18 protein-coding genes and 1 tRNA gene are annotated in these 20,200 nt (G+C 40.0%); 7 read left to right on the top strand and 12 right to left on the bottom strand.

Annotation, left to right across the window (positions count from 1 at the left end; translation table 11 throughout):
* Positions 1 to 62 precede the first annotated feature (62 nt).
* Together DESMER_RS24610 and DESMER_RS01505 are read left to right on the top strand one after the other, a co-directional pair.
* Complete coding sequence (locus tag DESMER_RS24610; RefSeq protein WP_014901298.1) at positions 63 to 194, top strand: hypothetical protein; 132 nt, start codon at positions 63 to 65, stop codon at positions 192 to 194.
* A 242-nt stretch (positions 195 to 436) separates the two neighbouring features.
* A complete protein-coding gene (locus DESMER_RS01505; RefSeq protein ID WP_014901296.1) occupies positions 437 to 775 on the top strand; it encodes a P-II family nitrogen regulator in 339 nt (112 codons plus the stop codon).
* A 17-nt stretch (positions 776 to 792) separates the two neighbouring features.
* Here DESMER_RS01505 and DESMER_RS01500 read toward each other — a convergent pair whose 3' ends face one another.
* From DESMER_RS01500 to DESMER_RS01490, 3 genes are all read right to left on the bottom strand, one after another.
* Complete coding sequence (locus DESMER_RS01500; protein ID WP_014901295.1) at positions 793 to 2,055, bottom strand: ammonium transporter; 1,263 nt, start codon at positions 2,053 to 2,055, stop codon at positions 793 to 795.
* A 347-nt stretch (positions 2,056 to 2,402) separates the two neighbouring features.
* The gene (locus DESMER_RS01495; RefSeq protein WP_014901294.1) at positions 2,403 to 3,302 is read right to left on the bottom strand and encodes a DMT family transporter; all 900 of its coding nucleotides are present in this window, start codon (positions 3,300 to 3,302) and stop codon (positions 2,403 to 2,405) included.
* A gap of 266 nt (positions 3,303 to 3,568) precedes the next feature.
* Entirely contained in the window at positions 3,569 to 4,882 is a 1,314-nt protein-coding gene (locus tag DESMER_RS01490) for an N-acetylmuramoyl-L-alanine amidase (protein ID WP_014901293.1), read from the bottom strand.
* A 288-nt stretch (positions 4,883 to 5,170) separates the two neighbouring features.
* On the opposite strand from DESMER_RS01490, the gene uvsE reads away from it, so the two are divergent.
* Positions 5,171 to 6,424 carry a UV DNA damage repair endonuclease UvsE gene (uvsE, locus tag DESMER_RS01485; RefSeq protein ID WP_014901292.1) on the top strand — a complete coding sequence of 418 codons (1,254 nt, stop codon included), beginning with the start codon at positions 5,171 to 5,173 and terminating at the stop codon, positions 6,422 to 6,424.
* Positions 6,425 to 6,487: 63 nt separating this feature from the next.
* Here the strand turns inward: uvsE and DESMER_RS01480 are convergent, their stop codons facing one another.
* From DESMER_RS01480 to DESMER_RS01470, 4 genes are all read right to left on the bottom strand, one after another.
* Positions 6,488 to 7,363: an ATP-binding protein gene (locus DESMER_RS01480; protein ID WP_052314824.1), complete on the bottom strand. Its 876-nt coding sequence runs from the start codon at positions 7,361 to 7,363 to the stop codon at positions 6,488 to 6,490.
* A 445-nt stretch (positions 7,364 to 7,808) separates the two neighbouring features.
* Positions 7,809 to 7,979, bottom strand: coding sequence for an aspartyl-phosphate phosphatase Spo0E family protein (locus DESMER_RS22775; protein ID WP_427854267.1), 171 nt, complete (start codon positions 7,977 to 7,979; stop codon positions 7,809 to 7,811).
* A 69-nt stretch (positions 7,980 to 8,048) separates the two neighbouring features.
* Positions 8,049 to 8,231: an aspartyl-phosphate phosphatase Spo0E family protein gene (locus DESMER_RS01475; RefSeq protein WP_014901289.1), complete on the bottom strand. Its 183-nt coding sequence runs from the start codon at positions 8,229 to 8,231 to the stop codon at positions 8,049 to 8,051.
* A 511-nt stretch (positions 8,232 to 8,742) separates the two neighbouring features.
* Positions 8,743 to 8,817, bottom strand: a tRNA-Thr gene (locus DESMER_RS01470).
* A gap of 128 nt (positions 8,818 to 8,945) precedes the next feature.
* Between DESMER_RS01470 and DESMER_RS01465 the strand changes: the two genes are divergently transcribed.
* The 4 genes from DESMER_RS01465 (at position 8,946) to murC (ending at position 13,707) form a co-directional block, all read left to right on the top strand.
* Positions 8,946 to 10,073: a hydrogenase small subunit gene (locus DESMER_RS01465; protein ID WP_014901288.1), complete on the top strand. Its 1,128-nt coding sequence runs from the start codon at positions 8,946 to 8,948 to the stop codon at positions 10,071 to 10,073.
* 5 nt (positions 10,074 to 10,078) lie between these two features.
* Positions 10,079 to 11,482, top strand: a complete 1,404-nt coding sequence (locus DESMER_RS01460) for a nickel-dependent hydrogenase large subunit (RefSeq protein WP_014901287.1) — start codon at positions 10,079 to 10,081, stop codon at positions 11,480 to 11,482.
* Positions 11,483 to 11,607: 125 nt separating this feature from the next.
* A complete protein-coding gene (locus DESMER_RS01455) occupies positions 11,608 to 12,288 on the top strand; it encodes a cytochrome b/b6 domain-containing protein (RefSeq protein WP_014901286.1) in 681 nt (226 codons plus the stop codon).
* 66 nt (positions 12,289 to 12,354) lie between these two features.
* Positions 12,355 to 13,707 carry a UDP-N-acetylmuramate--L-alanine ligase gene (gene murC / locus DESMER_RS01450; RefSeq protein ID WP_014901285.1) on the top strand — a complete coding sequence of 451 codons (1,353 nt, stop codon included), beginning with the start codon at positions 12,355 to 12,357 and terminating at the stop codon, positions 13,705 to 13,707.
* Between the two features lie 135 nt (positions 13,708 to 13,842).
* Here the strand turns inward: murC and DESMER_RS01445 are convergent, their stop codons facing one another.
* The 5 genes from DESMER_RS01445 to DESMER_RS01425 all read right to left on the bottom strand — a co-directional run bounded on the left by DESMER_RS01445 (position 13,843) and on the right by DESMER_RS01425 (position 19,981).
* Positions 13,843 to 14,397, bottom strand: a complete 555-nt coding sequence (locus DESMER_RS01445) for a 5' nucleotidase, NT5C type (RefSeq protein WP_014901284.1) — start codon at positions 14,395 to 14,397, stop codon at positions 13,843 to 13,845.
* Position 14,398: 1 nt separating this feature from the next.
* On the bottom strand, positions 14,399 to 15,172 hold the full coding sequence (nadE, locus tag DESMER_RS01440) for an NAD(+) synthase (RefSeq protein WP_014901283.1): 774 nt from the start codon (positions 15,170 to 15,172) through the stop codon (positions 14,399 to 14,401).
* Between the two features lie 3 nt (positions 15,173 to 15,175).
* Positions 15,176 to 16,630, bottom strand: coding sequence for a nicotinate phosphoribosyltransferase (locus tag DESMER_RS01435; RefSeq protein ID WP_014901282.1), 1,455 nt, complete (start codon positions 16,628 to 16,630; stop codon positions 15,176 to 15,178).
* Positions 16,631 to 17,305: 675 nt separating this feature from the next.
* Positions 17,306 to 18,688 carry an argininosuccinate lyase gene (gene argH / locus DESMER_RS01430; RefSeq protein ID WP_014901281.1) on the bottom strand — a complete coding sequence of 461 codons (1,383 nt, stop codon included), beginning with the start codon at positions 18,686 to 18,688 and terminating at the stop codon, positions 17,306 to 17,308.
* Between the two features lie 84 nt (positions 18,689 to 18,772).
* Positions 18,773 to 19,981, bottom strand: a complete 1,209-nt coding sequence (locus DESMER_RS01425) for an argininosuccinate synthase (RefSeq protein WP_014901280.1) — start codon at positions 19,979 to 19,981, stop codon at positions 18,773 to 18,775.
* Positions 19,982 to 20,200 lie beyond the last annotated feature (219 nt).

Here is a 20,200-nt window from a genome sequence, read left to right as displayed (position 1 = left end):
TGGACATAATTATTTATTCATAGGGTATTCTAAACGTATTCCAACGTTAAGGGAGGAATTATATGAACCAGGATCAGTCTCAGCTAATCAAAAGGAAATTCCCCAAACGTGAAGATTTGCCATATAGTCATCAACCGGATCAAGATGGAAGAACTGACTACGGAAAAGATCAGGAAACAACTTATAAGGGTTAAAATTATATTGAATTTCCTATGAATAAAAATGCCAGGAGGTAGGATATGTCAAATAGAACAACAGATAAAGCACAAACTGGGAAACCTGATAGGGGTAAAAACTCCCCTTTTAAGAAAAAAACCCCACAAAGCCGGGCATGAGCCCGGCTTCTGGTTTATAATGATGTAATATAAGAATGCTATCTGATATAATGGAATGGATTAACTGATTTTGTTAAAAATACTTAAATAAAGGTGGTACTATGAAGAAAATTGAAGCTATTATACGACCTGAAAAACTGAATGACGTAAAGGTTGTTCTATCAGACCTTGGTGTAAATGGGATGACCGTCTCTAATGTCTCAGGGTTCGGAAATCAGAAGGGCTATACTCAAATATACCGGGGTCAAGAAATTGTTACTCGACTCTTACCAAAGATAAAGTTGGAAGCTGTAGTTTCATCTAATAAAGTAGATGAAGTTATTGCAGCTATTATCAAAACATCAAAAACAGGTGAATTTGGTGATGGTAAAATTTTTGTGTATGACGTAGCAGATGCTGTCCGCATTCGAACTGGCGAACATGGTGATGCTGCCCTCTAAAATCCAATTAATAGTTCCTATATATAAACATTTTCACTTAATTCAAAATCAGGATAGGCCTTTTCTCTATGCTGAGTTAAATCTAAGCCATTGACTTGCTCCTCATCGCTTGCTCTAAGAGGAGTTATTATGGCAATACCCTTCAAGATAACGAATGTCATTATCCCTACAAATAGATAAGTAGCTATAACTGCAGATAACTGGATTAATACGGGTTCAAAACCACCCCCATTAATCCAACCATTTTTGCCTTGGGGATTAAGGCTTAAGTCGGCAAATATTCCTGTTGCAATGGTGCCCCAAGTCCCTCCAACTCCGTGGATTCCAAAAACATCTAAAGCATCATCATATCCTAATTTTGCTTTTAAAATACTAACTGCTAAATAGCAGATTCCACCTGCAACAAACCCTATAAGTAGTGCACTGACTGTTGAAACATAACCTGCTGCCGGGGTGATAGCCACAAGCGCAGAGATAATCCCACTGACCGCGCCAAAAACTGTAATTTGACGACGATGAAGCCATTCGAGCATAGCCCAGCCAATCATTCCAGCTGCCCCTGCAATTTGTGTTGTACCTAAGGCAAGCACCGCCACACCATTTGCACCCATTGCTCCTCCCGAATTAAATCCAAACCAACCGAACCATAATAGCCCCCCACCAAAGAGAACATTAGGCATATGATGAGGAATGTTCCATTCATACCCAATCTTTAAGCGCTTACCTAAAACATAAGCTGCTACCAAGCCGGATACACCGGAAGCTACTTCCACAACAGTGCCGCCTGCAAAATCAAGCACTCCTAAATTACGCATCCAGCCGCCAACACCCCAGACCCAATGGGCTAAAGGTATATAGACAAATGTGCTCCAGAAAATTATAAAAAGTACAAATGCCGTAAAACGCATGCGCTCTGCAGTTGCTCCACTTATAACTGCCGGAGTGATAATGGCAAACATTAGTTGGAACAAAAAGAATAATAAATGTGGGATAGTTGGAGCATAATCAGGGTTAGGTGAGAGACCAACTCCCTTAAGTCCCAACCAGTCAAGACCACCAATAATATGACCGTAATCTGATCCAAAAGCTAATGAGTAGCCGAATAATACCCAAATTACTGTGACTATCCCCATAGCTGCATAGCTTTGCATCATGATTGAAAGAACGTTTCTTTTTCTAACCATTCCTCCATAGAATAGTGCTAGACCAGGTGTCATCAGAAAAACTAATAGAGTACAAACAACTAGGAATGATATATCCCCAGTATCTAAAGTTGTCATTATGAAACCCCCTTGTCTCAAATATGTACTAATAATAACTATTAACATCAGATTTGTGGCAACTTGTGATCACCATAGCATCAAACAACAGCATAATTCATAGCTTATTTGGATTAGACTATCACCGCCCAAAAGCTATGTACTCGAGAACATAAAGAGGCTCTAAAAAAGCGTTTATATAAAACGCCCTTTTAGAGCCTCTTTGCTCTCTTAATCCTGTACTTGCAAGTAACTTTATTATAGCTTCCCCAGAGAAAAGTGTCTATATGTTTTTAGCCCTTTATTATAATATTCACAAATATGTTTATCCGTTAGCTGAAAAGGCCTTTAAACTTATAACTACAAGTTTATTTTATAAATAACAGAGAAACTCCTCCAAGAGTTATAATCGCTCCAATTATCTCCCTCAAAAAGACTTTTTCTTTAAAAATGAAAATCGACATTGGAATAATAAGTATCGGTGTAATAGAAGTGATCGTTGAAACAATCCCCGTAGGAGCATGTTGAACGGCTAACAGACCTAATGATACTCCTATAAACGGACCGAATAGTGAACCTACTGAGATGTATTTCAAAGCTTCCGTATCTATCATTGCTAAGTATACACTTCTCCATTTTTTCGTTATCGTAATAACAAGAGTAAAGCCAATAATAGCTGCGATAATTCTAATTTGAGTAGCCGCAAAGGGGTTGTAAGAACCCATACCAAACTTGCTAAAAACAAGTCCAAAGGCTTGACCTAAAGCACCAATAAATGCATAGATTATCCCTTTCACAGGATAGGAAAATCCCACCATGTCACTATCTGGGTTTCTCGTTAAAATCACTAAGGCAATCCCACTAACAGTTAGAACCATGCCTGTAATCCCCAGCCAAGAAATTCTTTCCCCCATCATGATAAAACCTGTTATTGCTGTAATCGGTGGGACTGCCGACATAATCAACATTGATAAGCGTGAACCAATCAATACAAACGCTTGAAATAAAAACAAATCACCAATCACAAACCCAATGGTTCCAGAAATAAATAACCAGAACCAAGTTGAACTAGATGCGTCCATGGGAAGCAACAGTCCGCGAGTAAAAAGATTGAAGATTGAAATTAAAAATAGGGCCATTACTAGTCGAATTAAGTTTACAGATATTGACCCCACTCGTTTTCCTGCCGACTCAAATGCAACGGCCGTAATGGTCCAGCATATAGCCGTTACAAGTGCTGCAATTTCCCCTAAGTATGAATGAAACATCTCGCATCCTCTATTCTGCTTGATACAAATAGCTAATCAACCCAGCAATTATAACATGTTTAGTTCTTTGGTGAATACTGAACAATGATATTTAATAAAAACCAAGTAGACTCTAAGTTAAGCCAAGAAGAAAGACCTAACAAAATTCTTTACAACTATTAAATCTAAAATTCTGCCTGATTAGCAAAAAGGCTCGGCAATATTAGCTGCCTAGCCTTTTTGATCGGACTACATTCATTGATAAACTTTATGCTTATCAAAAGTAACTATTTGCCTTTTAAATAATTAGATATTATTTTGGATATCTTCTTTATGATTGATACTTCCTCACTATCTGAGACAATCTCCTTAGTCATTTGTTGGTATAATCCTATAATACTCTCGCCGTATCCATCCCCTGGTACGGCCCAGCGACCGTTGAGATCTTCCCAGTTTTGACAACTTCCTCTCGTTACTAAGCCAAAGCGAGGATCTACCATTTCAACTCCACTCGGTAACGGCTCTGTTGACGCGTATGCATAAAGATGCTCTAAGTGGGCCAGCACCCCCTTTTCTTGTGAAGAAAATATTGCTCCTGAAACCCCATTTCCAACTGCTCCAATGCCACCAAAGTTATTTTGTTCAGGCTTTACAATCCCACCAAATTTGAGATAACCGGTTTCCTTTATCATTTGGGCTACCGCATAACCCCATCTTATGCCAAGTAGCTCACCATTCTTCTTGTAGAAAGGAATAATATCAGGAGCTTCAGGATTGTATTTTAACAGAAATTGCTTACACTGCTCAACAGATATAGCTTCTTCACCCATAATCAGAGTTTTTGAGCTATCTTGGTCAGTTCTATACTCAAATACATTAACACTGTCGGTTGTTCGTTGTACAACTCCCTTAGTAGCTAGACCGTTGTCGACAGCTATTTTCACTTGATTTATAGCACTCTCTTGAGTACTTAATGCCATCGTCTGCTTTCCATCTAGAATTACACGGTAGAGAACATCTGGAATTGGTTGTGACGCAATTGGCTCTTTATAGACGATACCAAAATACTCACAAATTCCTTTGGCATGAGCTACCGCAAGTGCCTGACGAAAACTAGTTTCCTTCAACTTAGCTATATCCTCATCCTTATCAATAAACCCATTTTCGGTCAAAATAGCCGGCATGCTCGTTTCTCTAAGCACCATCACATTTTGCGTTTTAACCCCGCGATTTCTCCATTCACCTACCTGGACAAGATAGGACAACACCTTATAGGCTGCAATTTCAGCTCTTCCGCCAGTATCAATAACGAAAACCTCTACACCTGTACCTCCACCGGCATTTATATGGATTGATACAAATAAATCCACTTTTTCTGATTCCGCACTGGTAACTCTAGCACCCAAATCCCTTTTTTGATCATTCTCGTAATGTCCTGCAGCATAATCTCCATCACGTGTTAGTACGACACTTATACCATTGTACTCGAGTAAAGGCTTTAGTTTTAGGCAAATATCCAGAGTTAATTCTTTTTCTTTCATTCCGTTTCCTACAGCACCTGGATCGTATCCGCCATGACCTGGATCGATACATACTTTCACTTCAAAACCCTCCCTTTTTAGTCTATTTAGGAGCGGAGTATGAAGTTACTTTATGTTACTTCTGAACAACTTGTTTTAGTGAACTCATTCATAAAGCTGAACATCGGGCTTCAGTTAGTGGATTTACACCAATCATGTTGCATCTATACTCTTAAAAATGGACATCATTGATAATACTAAATCCTAGACTTTTTCTAGGATTCTAGTTTTATTTTAAAATCCTATTACGTCTTTTTGATTTATCTTAGTATTCGAATCAGTTCTAAGCTGAAGGAAGGAATAAATTCTATGAGCATTGGATATGCGTCTTTAACCACCGGAGTGCTAAATACACAAATTAAAAGTTGTCTACTCAAAAATATTACTAACGATAAATTGTACGAGTTAATTGAAAACAATCTCAAGTCTTTAGACACAATGATTGACTATAATATAAAAAATCAGATCAAGTTATATAGAATTAGTTCGGATTTAATACCCTTTGGTTCCAGCCCGGCAAATAGTCTCCTCTGGTGGGAGCATTACCGCGATCAATTCCATGAGATTGGGAAAAAAATAAAAAATAGCGGTATGAGAGTATCTATGCATCCCGGATTTACTGTATTAAACTCTCCAAATGAGGAGGTTGTTAGCAGGACTATTGAAGATCTCAATTATCACAACCGAGTGCTCGATAGCTTGGGAGTAAATCCGAAGAACAAAATCATCTTACATATCGGAGGCGTCTATAATGATAAAAAGCTTGCCACAAAAAGGTTTATTGATAGTTATTCGCGATTAAGTGACTCAGTTAGAGAACGGGTGGTTTTAGAGAATGACGAAAAGTCTTATAACATAAATGATGTACTGGAAATAGCGTATAAGCTTAATGTTCCAGTAGTTTTCGACAATTTACATCATCAAATTAATTGTTTCAGCCATGATTTTGATAATTACTATTGGATCAACGTATGCGGAAAAACGTGGCAGAGGAAGGATGGGTTTCAAAAAATTCATTATTCACAGCAGAATCCCCTTAAAAAACCCGGCTCTCATTCTATCACTATTCTTATCGAAGAATTCATGGGTTTTTACGAAAATCTGGAAAGAAAAGATCTTGACATAATGCTAGAAGTCAAGGATAAAAATCTTTCCGCTTTGAAATGCATCCACTGTTTATTCCCTGTAAATAAGGCCACTATACTGGAACGAGAATGGATAAAATATAAATACATGGTACTGGAGAAATCCCCAAAAATTTATAAAAAAATTCAAAACTCGTTGACTAGCATTAGCGAGTATCCTGTCGTTTCTTTTTATAAAGACATTGAGACTGCTTTACAAAACGAGTATGCTATTGAAAATTCCTTGACCGCAGCTATTCATATTTGGGAATTCTTTAACACTAGTTCAACTGAAAAAGATAATGATTCTTTTTCTAAAATCCTTATGTCTTTCAAACTAGGTAAAACCTCATTAACAGCAATAAAGAATTTTTTATGGCGATTCGCTGTCAAATGCGGAGACGAGTCGATATTAGGCTCATATTACTTTATCAAATAACCTTTACTAAATTAGCTAAAAGAAAAATCCCGCACTATCTGCGAGATTGTTTTTTCTACAAGATTATTGGCCTATCTCCATTGTCATTAAATCCGGATGTGGAAATCGAACTGAAAAGGTAGTCCCATCAGGGCCAGTCTTTACATCTATAAGCGCATTATGTTTATCTGCAATGCTATAGCACATTGGTAGACCTAACCCTGTTCCGTTTTCCTTTGTAGTGAAAAACGGGGTGCCTAGTTTAAGTAAATTCTTTGTATCAATGCCTTTTCCTTCATCCCTAACACTAAGAACTATATATCGCCCGTCCATAAATGTATTAATTGTTAGACATCCATCTTCACGCATCGCATCGAGACCGTTACGGGCTAAGTTTAAAACAAGCTGAGTGATTTCATTGGGATCAATGTCAAGTTCAGCAATATCTCCGGGTTCAAAAACACACTTCTTTCCTTGGCTGTAAGCGTCCGCTTGCAACAATGGATAGAGATTTTCTAAAAGTTTATTTAAACATTGGCGTGTAAACTCTGATGGCTTATTCTTAGCAAGGGACAAAAAATCGCTGATTATTAGGTTAGCCCTATCAAGCTCTTCTATCATTAGGTCAAAATAGCTCTTATATGTATGCAAATCCTCTTTATTCTGAAGCATTTGTAGGAAACCCCTTATTGTCGTCAATGGGTTACGTACCTCGTGTCCAAGTCCTGCAGCTAATTGTCCTATTACGTTAAACCTTTCCAGCTTAGCAACTTCCTGTTCAAGTACTACCAATTTCTGCTCGATTTCTGCACGTTTTTTAAACTCAATTTTTAGTTCTTTAGTTTTCCTTTCTAATACTGCTTGTAAGTTAAGACGATCATCCTTTAACTTAATTAACTCTCTCCTCATATTGACAAAGTATTCCCAATCTTCCACACTATAAAATTTGGCTGATATCAATCGTAAAACCCCATTCTTTTTCAGTGCAACCTTAGACACTAGTCTTTGCCAACAACCAAGAGATTTTAGTCCGTTCTATTATTACCTCCTGTCCTTCTCTCAACCTTTTTCTACCATAATATATATTTCCATAACCGAATGTTTATGTATAACTACTTCTACAAAAATAAGGTAAATCCTTCAAATTTGCATTTTCAATTGCATCTTCCACAGTAAGAACATACTCGTACATCCAGAATAAACTAAACCAAGAACCTTAGTAAATCTTTGATTGGTGGTGAATTTATGGTTATTGCTATTATAATCTTACTGTTATTAGGTTATTTGTTCTTTAATAAATCTCCTGAAACCACTTAAAGTTTTTGCCTAGGTAATTTACCTAGGCGTTTTATTATAATTGAGAGTCTCCAGCCAATGTTTGCTTTTCCTATTTATTACTTATCTTCTATTCTATTCTCATGAGTATTCCTTGGTACCTATCTAAAATAGTATGCAACTCATGGCACGCAGCAACGACTTCTGGATCAGTATAGGACTTATCCTCTTGGATCCTGATTGTTCTAGAGCGCAGTTCTTCGATGCGGTTTACTATTTCATCCAAATTAGACACAAGCATCCCTCCAATCGTCTTGGTTAATTAGTATGCCCGTGTATAAAATAAAAATGGTGAAACAAAAGGAGAGCCCTACGCTCTCCTTTTGTAACATCTTTGCCATTTCTTTCTTTGGAATAAGTAAAACTTGTTAATCAATAGGTCAAGCCTTTGACTTACCATTACCACTCGGGGATCTGTGAGATCTTTATCTAAAGCAATCTGTTGCATCTCTAATCTCAATGCTTCTATTTGTTCTAAGACTTTAGGTTTCATCCTATGCACCTCCTTGGCAATTGCGCACTTGGAACATTCTAGTACGATGTATCAGTAAAATCAATAGGCCTAAAGGGCAAGGTTTTGTCGAAAAAAGGGTTTTAATACTTATCTCCCCAGAACATCCAATAGACATGCTGCATAGTATAAACCAGGAACCTTCTCATTCTTTCTTCTTATGCGATTCTAAATGAGGAGGTGAAGTATATGATTTTTATTGCGCTGATAATAATTATTATTTTACTGCTATTAATTATTGGTCAATTACAGAGGCTTCGGAGACCGATTTTCCCCCCGCAACCACCCGCTTGTCGCAGATTACTTTTTTAACAGTTTAGCCTAGGTGTTTCACCTAGGCTTCCTATTTATCTATACGTTGCATAAGTTCCCAAAGAAATGCCTCCAGGAGATAATTTACATAGATCTGGCATACGGCCAATTATAATCTATACTAAGAAAATCCCTCACAACACAAAAACACCGCAATCACTTGCGGTGTCTAAGTTTCCTATGGAGCCAATGGTCGGAATCGAACCGACGACCTGCTCATTACGAGTGAGCTGCTCTACCCCTGAGCCACATTGGCATTTTACGGACGATAGTAATCTTACTTTATTTTAATCGTTTCGTCAATATTATTTCAACTAATATTCAGCGAAATTTGAGTTTATTTCTCACTTTTTGGAAATAATATCCTTCCAAGGAGGATACACCATGTTAAGTCGCCGCGACTTTTTAAAACTAGTTGTTAAAGGAGCTGTACTGGGCAACTTTTCCCAACTCATTACCCCTCCTCTTGCCAAAGCAGTAGCAGCAGGTGAGGTACATAAACTTCCCGTAGTCATGATTGAGACCGGCACCTGTACAGGAGACAGTATTTCCCTAGATAATATTTGGACACCAACCTTTTCAGATATTCTCACAAACATACTAGATTGGCGTTATGATTGGATTATGAACCAAGTACAAGGTCAGGAGGCCTACGGCATTCTTCAAGAAACCTATGAAAAAATGCCGCATGATTATATTCTTATCGTTCAAGGATCAATGATTCAACGTGATAACGGGCATTATAATCATGTTGGTTATGAAAACGGAAAGTTCATTACTGGTATTGAGCTTGTTCGTAGGATTGGACTTAAAGCAAAATACGTTGTGGCCATCGGCAGTTGCGCTACCTATGGAGGCCCAGTTTCCGGTTATCCCAATCCTACCCAGTCAACTGGAGTTCAGAACATCCTACCCGAACGAAGGGTTATTAATGTTTCCGGGTGTCCGGCACATCCAGACTGGATCATGGGAACCTTACTCCATTTGGCCTTATACGGTGAACCAGAACTTGAAAAGTTCGGTCGTCCGAAGCTGTTTTATGGTGAAACCGTCCATAACCGCTGCCCTCGCAGGCGCTTTTATGACCAGGGCATTTTTGCGACGGCTATTGGTCAAAAGGAATGTCTTTTTCGTGTTGGCTGTAAAGGACCGGTTACCTATTCTGATTGTCCAATTCGACGTTGGAACGACCGCTTCAATTGGCCAATTGGATGTAATACACCATGTATTGGTTGCACCGAACCTGGTTATCCTGATCTAATGTCCCCATTTACATCTCATTTTCCTGACATTCCTTTTCCTGGAGGAACAAAGGTTAATACAGACTCTATCGGGCTTGGGGTTCTAGGATTAACTTCCGTGGCTATTACAGGGCATGTCGTAACCTCTCTTTACAAAGGGCGCATCCAGAAGAATTTACTTAAAACCTCTGCCAAAACTAATCATCGCCCCGCTCTAAAAAAGGCCCAAGCCTTTCACAAGTATTGGCTTAAAAAAACTAACAAAATATAATAGGAGTGACTACTCTGGAGAAAAGAGTTATTTTTCCGATGAGCCGCATTCACAATCCAATGCTCGTTGAAGCTTGGCTCGAAGGCAACGAAATCAGAGATGCCTACATATCCGATACCCTATATCGAGGATTTGAACAAATACTTGTTGGTCGTTCAGCTTTTGACATGCCCTATTATACCCAACGCATCTGTGGAATTTGCTCTTCGGCTCATGCTATGACAGCGGCACTAGCTGTTGAACAGGCCTTAGGGATGCATATTCCGCCTAATGGACTCCTGCTTCGAAATCTCATTCTGGCTAGTGACTTTATCCAGAACCATCTGCGTCATATCTATCTATACTCATTTCCGGATTATTTCCGGGGACCCGATATTGCTCCATTTATTCCCCATTCAGAGTTTGACCTGCGACTATCCGCTAAGGAAGAAAGTACTATGATAGAGCACTATTTTAAATCCTTTGAAATATCTCGAATTGCTCATTCGGCGTTTGCAGTTTTCGGAGGAAAGGCCCCCCATGGTCATGGTATTGTTCTAGGTGGAGTTAGTATGGAAGTTGATGCTGATAAAGTAAACCGCTATAGAGGGTACATGATAGAAATCCTCGACTTTATTGACGACTTTCTATTGCCCGATATTAATCTCATCAAAGAACGTTATCCCGACTATATTCAACTCGGTAACGGTATAGGAAATTATATGTCCGTCGGTGGTTTCTCAAGTCCTGAAGGAAGCACCCTTTTTTCGCAAGGAGTCCTTCTCCAAGGTAAACGTGAGAGTTATGATGAACGTCATGTTACTGAAGATGTGACAAACGCCTGGTACAAACCCCATGGCCCCCTGCATCCAATGGAAGAGGATACAATACCAGATCGAAGTCAGGCGAAAGGATATACCTGGGTCAAATCCCCTCGTTACCGTGGCCAACCCATAGAAGTCGGCCCCTTAGCTCGGGCTATCATCAATAAGGAAGAAACCCTAGGCACCGGAACAATAGGGCGGATATGGGCAAGGGCGCTTGAATTAAAAAAATTAGCCAAATCTACTTTAGACTGGCTTAATCGCCTTGAACCCGGAGCAGATACTCTTGACCTAAAAATGGAGCAAGACTCCGGGGTAGGGATCGGGCTACATGAAGCAATGAGGGGTTCTTTAGGACATTGGGTTTCTATTGAAAACTCCCGGGTTAAACATTATCAAATTGTTACACCTTCTGCCTTTAACTTTGGAGCACGTGATAACACAGGAACCCGTAGTGTAGGAGAGTCATCGATCCTAGGTTTAAAAATCAAATCCAAGGATCTAAAAGAAGTCGGGCGAGTAATTCGTTCCTTTGACCCCTGCTTTTCCTGTAGTGTCCACATAATCGACGCTGAAAAAATTCGCACCTTAAAAATTCAAGTTTAAACTTGGTTCCGAGTCTTAGTATTAAAGTATTGTGTAAAATATTCCACTGAGATTTTTGTGTTTGATTATCTCACGCGAATATACACAAAGAAAGAGATGTATGTTATAAGGGTAAAGGTAATAACATGAAGCACTCTGTCAAATTAAGAAAGCCCCTCCTAAAACAGCTCAAAGCCGATAATCTTAAGGGAAGGATTATTAAGTCGCAGTCAATTTGGGTAAGAATTTTTCATTGGGGATTTGCAATAAGTCTAGTTGTGATTATCTCAACTGGCCTGCAGCTCCACAAACCTGCTCACTTTTTAGCCTTAAACTTCAGTAAAGTCTTAGTAGCACATATAGTCTTTAGCTGGTTTGCTTTAAGTTTTTTAGCCCTTCGTTTTACAGACGCCCTGATACGTAAAGATGATTCTCTAATTCCCAAAATTCGAGACCTAAAACATTTCCCCAAACTTATGGCCTATTACTTCTTCCTTCGTTCTTCTCCTCCACCGGCTAGAAAATATAATAGCGGGCAATTAGTAATCTACTTCAGCTGGTTTCTTGTTTTCTTATTAGCAAGTTTTCTCGGTTTAGCTTCCTATTGGCAAGGAGAACATCTTATCTGGGTTTGGCATTTAGTTGGTGGTTTTCAGATGATCCGCTGGATTAAGTTTATAATAAGTATCTACTTCTTAGCGACAATTCCTGTTCACATATACCTAAGTCTTACTGAAGATATCAGTCGTCTTCAGGCTATGGTCACTGGCTATGAAAGAAAGCCTCCTATGAAAAACGAAAGTAAAAATTTTCCTCGAATAAAATGATACTTTTTGCTTTAACTTTGGGTATAATGGGGGGTAGAGTTTTATACATGAAAGGAACGATTCGCTTTGGCATTACATATTCATTTTGTCGGAATTAAAGGAACGGGAATGAGCGCTTTAGCTCAAATCAGCAATCAAATTGAAGGTGCAACTATAACAGGGTCAGACGTTGAGGAAAGCTTTTATACAGATAGTGTCCTTAAACGGGCCAATATTCCAGTTTTAGGATTTTCTTCCGCCAATGTTGAGAACGTAGATTTAGTTGTCGCTTCCGCAGCTTATACTAATCAGCATCCGGAGATTGCTCGAGCCCTTGATCTGAATATCCCAGTCTTAAGTTATCCCCAATATCTTGGGCGTTTACTCGCCCAAAAAAGAAGTATTTGCGTAACTGGTACCCACGGCAAAACCACGACAACCGCTATGATGGGACTTGTTTTACTCCAAGCCGGATTAGACCCCACGATTGTTGTCGGTAGTGATGTCCCTAGTATCGGTGGAAATGCCCATAGCGGAAAAGGAGAATTCTTCTTAGCGGAATCTTGTGAATATCGACGTCATTTCCTCAATTATTCCCCGGAACATTTAATCATTACTAACATAGAATTTGATCACCCTGACTATTTCAAAGATCTTGACGATGTTATCTCTGCCTTTAGTGAATTAGCTCTAAAAGTACCCGCCCACGGACACATTTACGTTTGGGATGAGGATCCAAACCGAAAGTCTATTAAGTCAGACGCGCCCATAACAACCTTTGGACTTTCAGAATCTGCCGATATTCGGGCCACAGAGATTATCTTTAAGGACGAGAAGAGTTCAATGAAGATCCTGTTTAAAGGACAATATGTTGGAGATCTGGACCTTCACGTCGCAGGAAAGCACAATATTGTTAATGCCTTAGCTACAATTTCCTTATGTCACCAGCTTGGCATCCCTATGAATGACATCCTATCAAGCCTAGGCCAATTCAATGGAACTAAACGTCGCTTTGAACACATTGGCTGCAACACAAATGGCGCATTAATTGTTGATGACTACGCTCATCATCCAACTGAAATTCGTACCACCCTAGAAGGCGCTCGGCTTTCATTCCCTGATCGCCGTATTCGTGCTATCTTTCAACCCCATACTTTTAGCCGAACAGAAAAACTCTTACTTGAATTCTCACAAGCTTTTCAAAGTGCAGACGAAGTTGTGATTGCAGACATTTTCGCATCCGCTCGAGAACTTGAACATCACACTGTATCTGCTCCAAATCTTGCCGAGTTGATTTTGCAGCAAGGTATTCAAGCGCGTTACATTGGAACTCTCGACGATATTAAACTCTATCTCAATCAGACTCTTGCACCCGAGGATCTTGTCCTTACTTTAGGAGCAGGGGATATTTACAAAGTTGGGTTGGAAATAGTTAGTTAAGTATCTTAACTCGAAATAGATAAAGCCTTTCACACACTAGTTTGATTTGCCCTTATAGGCAGCAGGTTTTTTAATAACCTGGTTACCTTGAGAAGGATATTAACTAAGGTTGTGAAAGGCCTTTATTTTTGTGATTTAAAGATTTAAATTATGTATTCCTTTAACTATCTCTTCCCAGCTATGGCAACGGATAATCCCACGAGGAGTATCCTCTTGATTGTAGCTGGCATCTAAAAGGAATACTGGTACACCGCATTCTGAAATTAGTTTAGCATTCACCTGATAATCCTCGATAAAAGCCTCTATTCCCCATTCCTTAACAAAGTCTACTTTGCTGCCAAACCCTGAAAATAGTATATTTTTGTAATAGATTTTATTATGGGCAAACCAACGTTCTGTTAGCCCCTTTTGTTCCTGTGTACGAGCAGTGACATAAATAATCTCATGTCCTTCATGCAAAAGAGTTTCTATCCCCTCTTTTGCACCGGGTATGGGCTTAGGCATCATGAGCAAACGTTCAATGTTGGTCTCAAAAAAATTATTCATATCCTCGGTAGTTACCTCAAAGGAAATATGCATATCATAATCGTCTAGGCACGGTATATTTTTGCCATAGTGACAATTCAATTCCTGTAACCAGAAGGGGTAGCTGTCGGATACTACCCCATCAATATCTATTCCAATTCTCACCTTAATCTAACCTCTCAAGTTTAGGGAGTACAAAGCTTGGTGGCAGTTGACGTTTGTGTTCACTCTGACGATGCAGTGACTCTATACGCTCTTGTACTTCAGTGGGAACCTCTTCTCCTAGCAGGTACCGGTCTATCTGATCATAGGTAATTCCTAGTTCAGATTCGTCTGTCTGACCCGGCCACAGCCCCGCAGTTGGTACCCGGGTAGCGATTCTCTTAGGCAGTCCCAGCATCCTTGCCCATGCCCGAACTTCCGTTTTGGTAAGAGAACTAATCGGTAAGAGATCTACACCCCCGTCACCGTATTTGGTGAAATACCCGGTATAGCTCTCAGGGGCATTATCTGTTCCTACGACTAAATAATTCATGGCGTTAGCCACGGCATATAAGGTTGACATGCGCAAACGAGCCTTTAGGTTTCCTTGGCTCATTTTTTCTGCGACTAAATTGCATCCTATACCTTCCAGACCCTTCTTTACTTGTCCCATAACCTGTGTATGGGCACCACTTAGATTCACCTCTAAGGGTCTTATTTCGAAACCCTCGGCAATCCATAAGGCATCTTCAACATCTTCGGGATCTGAATGGCTAGGCATAATCACTCCAATGCACTTTCCAGGAAAAGCCTGACTGCATAGCCCTGTGACTACTGCTGAATCGACTCCTCCTGAGATACCCACCACTACTCCCTCCGCCTTTGCTTCGGCAACTTTTTTACGCAGCCAATCCACCGTTTGATCAATTCGTTCTGATAATTCTTCATCTGTCCACATTTTTTACTCCACTCCTTGCTTACTTTTGATATCATTGTTAATCGTTAAGAGTAACTGTTGCTTTAATTCAAAGAGATTCGCTGATAAATCCACAATATAATTGTGTGGGTTCGTTAATCTCTTGACCTCATCCCAGAAGGTTTCTAATTCTTTATGAGCATAGAGTTGGATGCCCTTGAGCTTAGGTAAATCATAGACTCGTTTTCCTTCTCTGAATATAGGAACTAATAGTTCCCTAGTCCTAAAATTCGTTAAAGTTTTTCTCTTCCACGTCTGTATTGGATCAAATATCGTTAACGCTTTTCCTTCTTCGAAAACTTCGTCTTCGAGGGCAATAAGATCAGCCATAGTTTTTCCAGCTCTATCGTAGAAACGCACCACTTTTTTAATTCCAGGGTTTGTTATCTTGGCGATATTTTCTGAGACCTTTAAACGAGGATGAAAGACACCCTGATCCCCTTCTGCAGCTAACTTGTAAACCCCACCTAATGAGGGATTATCCTTAGATGTAATAAGATTTGTTCCGACACCCCAAGAATTAATTGCAGCCCCCTGTGCCCTTATTGCAAAGATAGTTTCTTCGTCTAAATCATTTGAGGCAACAATAATAGCTTTCTTCAGTCCGGCTTCGTCAAGCATACGCCGGGCTTCTTTGGACAAATAGGTTAAATCTCCACTGTCTAGACGAATGCCAAGAAACTGATGTCCCTCGGCTTCAAGTTCAAGCCCTACTTTGATAGCATTAGGGACACCGGATTTAAGAACATTATATGTATCCACAAGCAATAAACACATGTCAGGAAAAGTATGGGCATATGCTCGAAATGCATCCAACTCTGACGGAAAGCATTGAATCCAACTATGGGCCTGTGTCCCTGCAACAGGGATACCATAACGCTTGCCGGCTAAGACATTGGACGTGGACTGACATCCACCAATATAAGCTGCCCTGGCACCTAGGATACCTGCATCCGGACCTTGAGCCCTGCGCAAGCCAAATTCCATGACAGAGCCCCCACCGGCTGCGCTTACTACACGAGATGCTTTGGTAGCGATAAGTGTCTCAAAATTAACAAGATTAAGTATGGTTGTCTCTAGAAGCTGAGTCTCAAAAATCCGTCCTTTTACACGTATTAACGGTTCATAAGGAAAAACTGCAGTTCCCTCCGGAATAGCATCAATATTTCCCGTAAAACGAAAATTTTTCAGCTCCTTAATGAACTCTTCACTAAATATGTTCAGACTCCTCAAATATTCTAAATCATCTTCCTCAAAGCCTAGGTTTTCAATATAATCAACTACTTGTTCAAGCCCTGCTGCCAGAGCATACCCTCCGTTAAAAGGCAGGGAACGAAAGTAGACATCAAATACTGCCTCCTTATTATGATAACCATTTACTAAGTAACCCTGCATCATTGTAAGTTGATAAAGATCTGTTAGCATTGTTCGATTTTCCATTAATTATGCCTCGCTTTGTACTCTCACATAGTTCGATTATTTAAGCAATATATCTATTAGGATGCAATAGTCTTAATAAAATCATGCGTGAGAATTTCGACCTCTATGCAAGATTTTCCTGCTTTAGACTAAAAATTAGGAAAACATGGTGAAAATCTTATATGTTGTGCCTACTTAAAAGCTAGTACTAAGCCCTCTATTAGAAAACAATGTCGGATTTTATCAAAATTCAAAAAAAGTTATCCACAGACAAAGTTGATTTGTCCACCGGATATCCCTAACTTATCCACCTATAATTACGGCGCATTTAGACTTTATCCACAGTTTTATCCACACTATACACAGTTGTTTCTCTCATCCTGTTGAAAACCCGAGGTTTTTATCCTTGGATAATGCTTAGTACAAACTTCTCTAAAACCCTATACCCGTATCAGTATTCCAGATAAGGCCAGAATTCCAAATTTAACTTTATTATCACCGAACATCCTCGACTAAATCATTATTGCTCTTTTATTTTTGACATAATCTCTTATGCCCATGCAAAGTAACATAGGTTTAGTCATCATATCGACTAAACCTATCCTAAATGTTTTCTTAAATTCTGTTTTGGACAATTCAGGTATTGATCATTCCATTGGCCTTCAGTGCTCATAAGTGAACCCTTGAAAACTTACTCTACCAAAGCAACTCATCTAAAGCTTGTCTACTAAGCCTAATTCCCTCAAAAACCGTTTCTGGAGAGGGTCCTCCCGTAATTTTTCGTGCTCTGACACAATGCTCGATTCCAATCGAGCTAAATAAATCCTCTTCAAAGATTGGCGAGATTGCCTGATAATCGCTTAAACTCAAGTCTTCAAGCCCAAGGCCTTCTTTGCTGCAATGCAAAACTATTCGTCCAACAAATTCATGGGCTTCTCGGAAGGGCACTCCCTTTTTAGCCATATAATCCGCGAGATCGGTAGCATTTGTAAAGCCGCCTTTAGCCCCAAAAGCCATAATATCTCTATGTACTTGCATAGTTCTAAGCATAGGTTCTACTACCAACAAGCACTTTTGAATTGTATCCACAGCATCGAAGACAGCTTCCTTGTCCTCTTGCATATCTTTGTTATAGGCGAGGGGAAGCCCTTTCATAACTGTCAAAAGTGCCATCAAATCACCATACACACGCCCGGTTTTTCCCCGCACTAATTCAGCAACATCTGGGTTTTTCTTTTGGGGCATGATGCTAGACCCTGTTGAGTATCCATCATCCATCGAGATAAACTGGAATTCTCCGCTGGACCAAATGACGAGCTCCTCACACAATCTGCTTAAATGCATCATAAGAATGGACGCATTAGCCAGAAATTCTAAAGCAAAATCTCGGTCGCTAACTCCATCAAGACTGTTTAATGTAACTCCATCCAATCCAAGTTCTACAGCTACTTGCTCTCGATCAAGAGGAAAGGTCGTTCCTGCCATAGCTCCTGAACCAAGTGGCGATATGTTTAGCCGCTTTCGAGTATCTTTAAGTCGTCCAAGATCTCGCAAAAACATTTGAACATACGCCATTAAATGGTGGGCCAGAGTAATTGGCTGTGCCTTTTGTAGATGAGTATATCCCGGCATCCATGTTTCTAGATGCTCTTCGGATAGCTTGAGCAGAGTTTGTGTTAACTGAGCTAATAAAGACTTTGTTTGGTCAATCTCACTTTTCAAAAAAAGTCTCAAATCCAAAGCAACCTGGTCATTCCGACTCCGTCCCGTGTGCAGCTTTTTTCCTACAGGTCCGATTCGCTCCGTTAATAGCTTTTCCACATTCATATGTATATCTTCTGCGCCAATTTCGAATTCCACTGTTCCGGCTTGAACATCTTTTAGAATCCCGTTTAATCCCTCGATTAATTGTGTTGCTTCCGCCTCAGAAATGACTCCTACCTTTCCAAGCATCCGAGCATGAGCTATGCTCCCTTGGATATCTTGTTTGTACAGTCGTTGATCGAAACGAATGGAAGAGTGGAAATCCTCCACTAATCCCTCAGTGCCTTTTTCAAAACGTCCACCCCAAAGCTTCACGTTGCATCTCCCTTTCATCATCGATAGTCTATGGTTAATCTGACTACGAAAAGAAAGCGCCGGGTGCCGGCGCTTTTCTTCTCCTTATTTACGCAACCCTGATTCCTTTTCCATCAAAGCTCTTACCTTGAGAGGCAATCCGAAGAGATTGATGAAGCCTCCAGCGTCTTTTTGATCATAGACGCCGTCTTCTCCAAAGGTAGCAAAAGCTTCATTATAGAGAGAATAAGGTGACTTAACGCCTGCTAAGCTGCAATTTCCTTTGTATAATTTGACCCGCACAGTACCTGTCGCGTTTTTCTGGGTTACATTAACGAATGCATCTAAGGCTTCTCGCAAGGGAGAATACCATACTCCATCATAAACAATTTCCGCATATTTTAAGGCAATCTGTTCTTTATAGTGAAGGGTTAAACGATCAAGAGTAAGCCGTTCTAAGGCCTGGTGAGCCATGTAGAGAATGGTTCCGCCCGGGGTCTCATAAACACCACGGGATTTCATTCCTACGAGTCGGTTTTCAACCATATCTACAATTCCGACTCCGTTTTTCCCGCCTAGTTCATTTAGCGTTTCCAGTAAAGCAACCGGAGCAATTTTCTCACCATTCAAGGATGTCGGTACTCCTTGTTCAAACCCTAATTCTAAGTAGGTTGGCTCATCTGGGGCATCTTCTGGAGATACTCCCAGTAGATATAGATCACGTTGGGGTTCATTCCAGGGATTTTCCAAATCCCCTCCCTCATGACTTAAATGCCAAATATTTCGATCCATACTATAAGGACGATCTTTTGTGACAGGAACAGGGATTCCACGAGCTTGAGCATAGTCAATGCAATCTTCACGGGACTTTAGATTCCATAAACGCCAAGGCGCAATGATCTCTAAGTCCGGATTTAGTGCTTTGACACTCAGTTCAAAGCGAACCTGGTCATTACCTTTTCCCGTTGCACCATGAGCAATTGCTACTGCGCCTTCCTTTTCCGCAATTTCCACTAAACGACGGGCAATCAACGGCCGCGCAAAGGAAGTTCCTAAGAGATAGCTTCCTTCATAAACTGCTCCAGCCTTAAGGGTCGGGAAAACAAACTCTGTAAGAAATTCCTGTCGCAGATCTTCTATATATAGTTTGCTCGCACCACTTTTTATCGCCTTTTCCTGTAAGGGCGCCAGCTCTTCCCCTTGTCCAAGGTCTGCAACCATAGCGATTACTTCATAACCATAGGTCTCTTTAAGCCAAGGAATAATAATTGAGGTGTCCAGCCCACCAGAATATGCTAAAACAACTTTTTTCATTTCCAATCTCCCTCTTTATCCAGTTTTCAAGACCTGACCAACTTCGGATGCCTAGGTATCAGACGGATATGCACCATCGAAAGTAATATTATACCAAGGCAACATCGCCAATGGAGGCCTTTTATTTAGCCTCCAGATTAGCACTTATACAGTTTGCTAAGACAGCAGTACTGGGTATTTATTGTGTATAGTATACTACTATACTTTTCAGATTACACG

It is taken from the genome of Desulfosporosinus meridiei DSM 13257, assembly GCF_000231385.2.
GTDB lineage: Bacteria > Bacillota > Desulfitobacteriia > Desulfitobacteriales > Desulfitobacteriaceae > Desulfosporosinus > Desulfosporosinus meridiei.
This window is presented reverse-complemented; position numbering and strand designations above follow the sequence as displayed.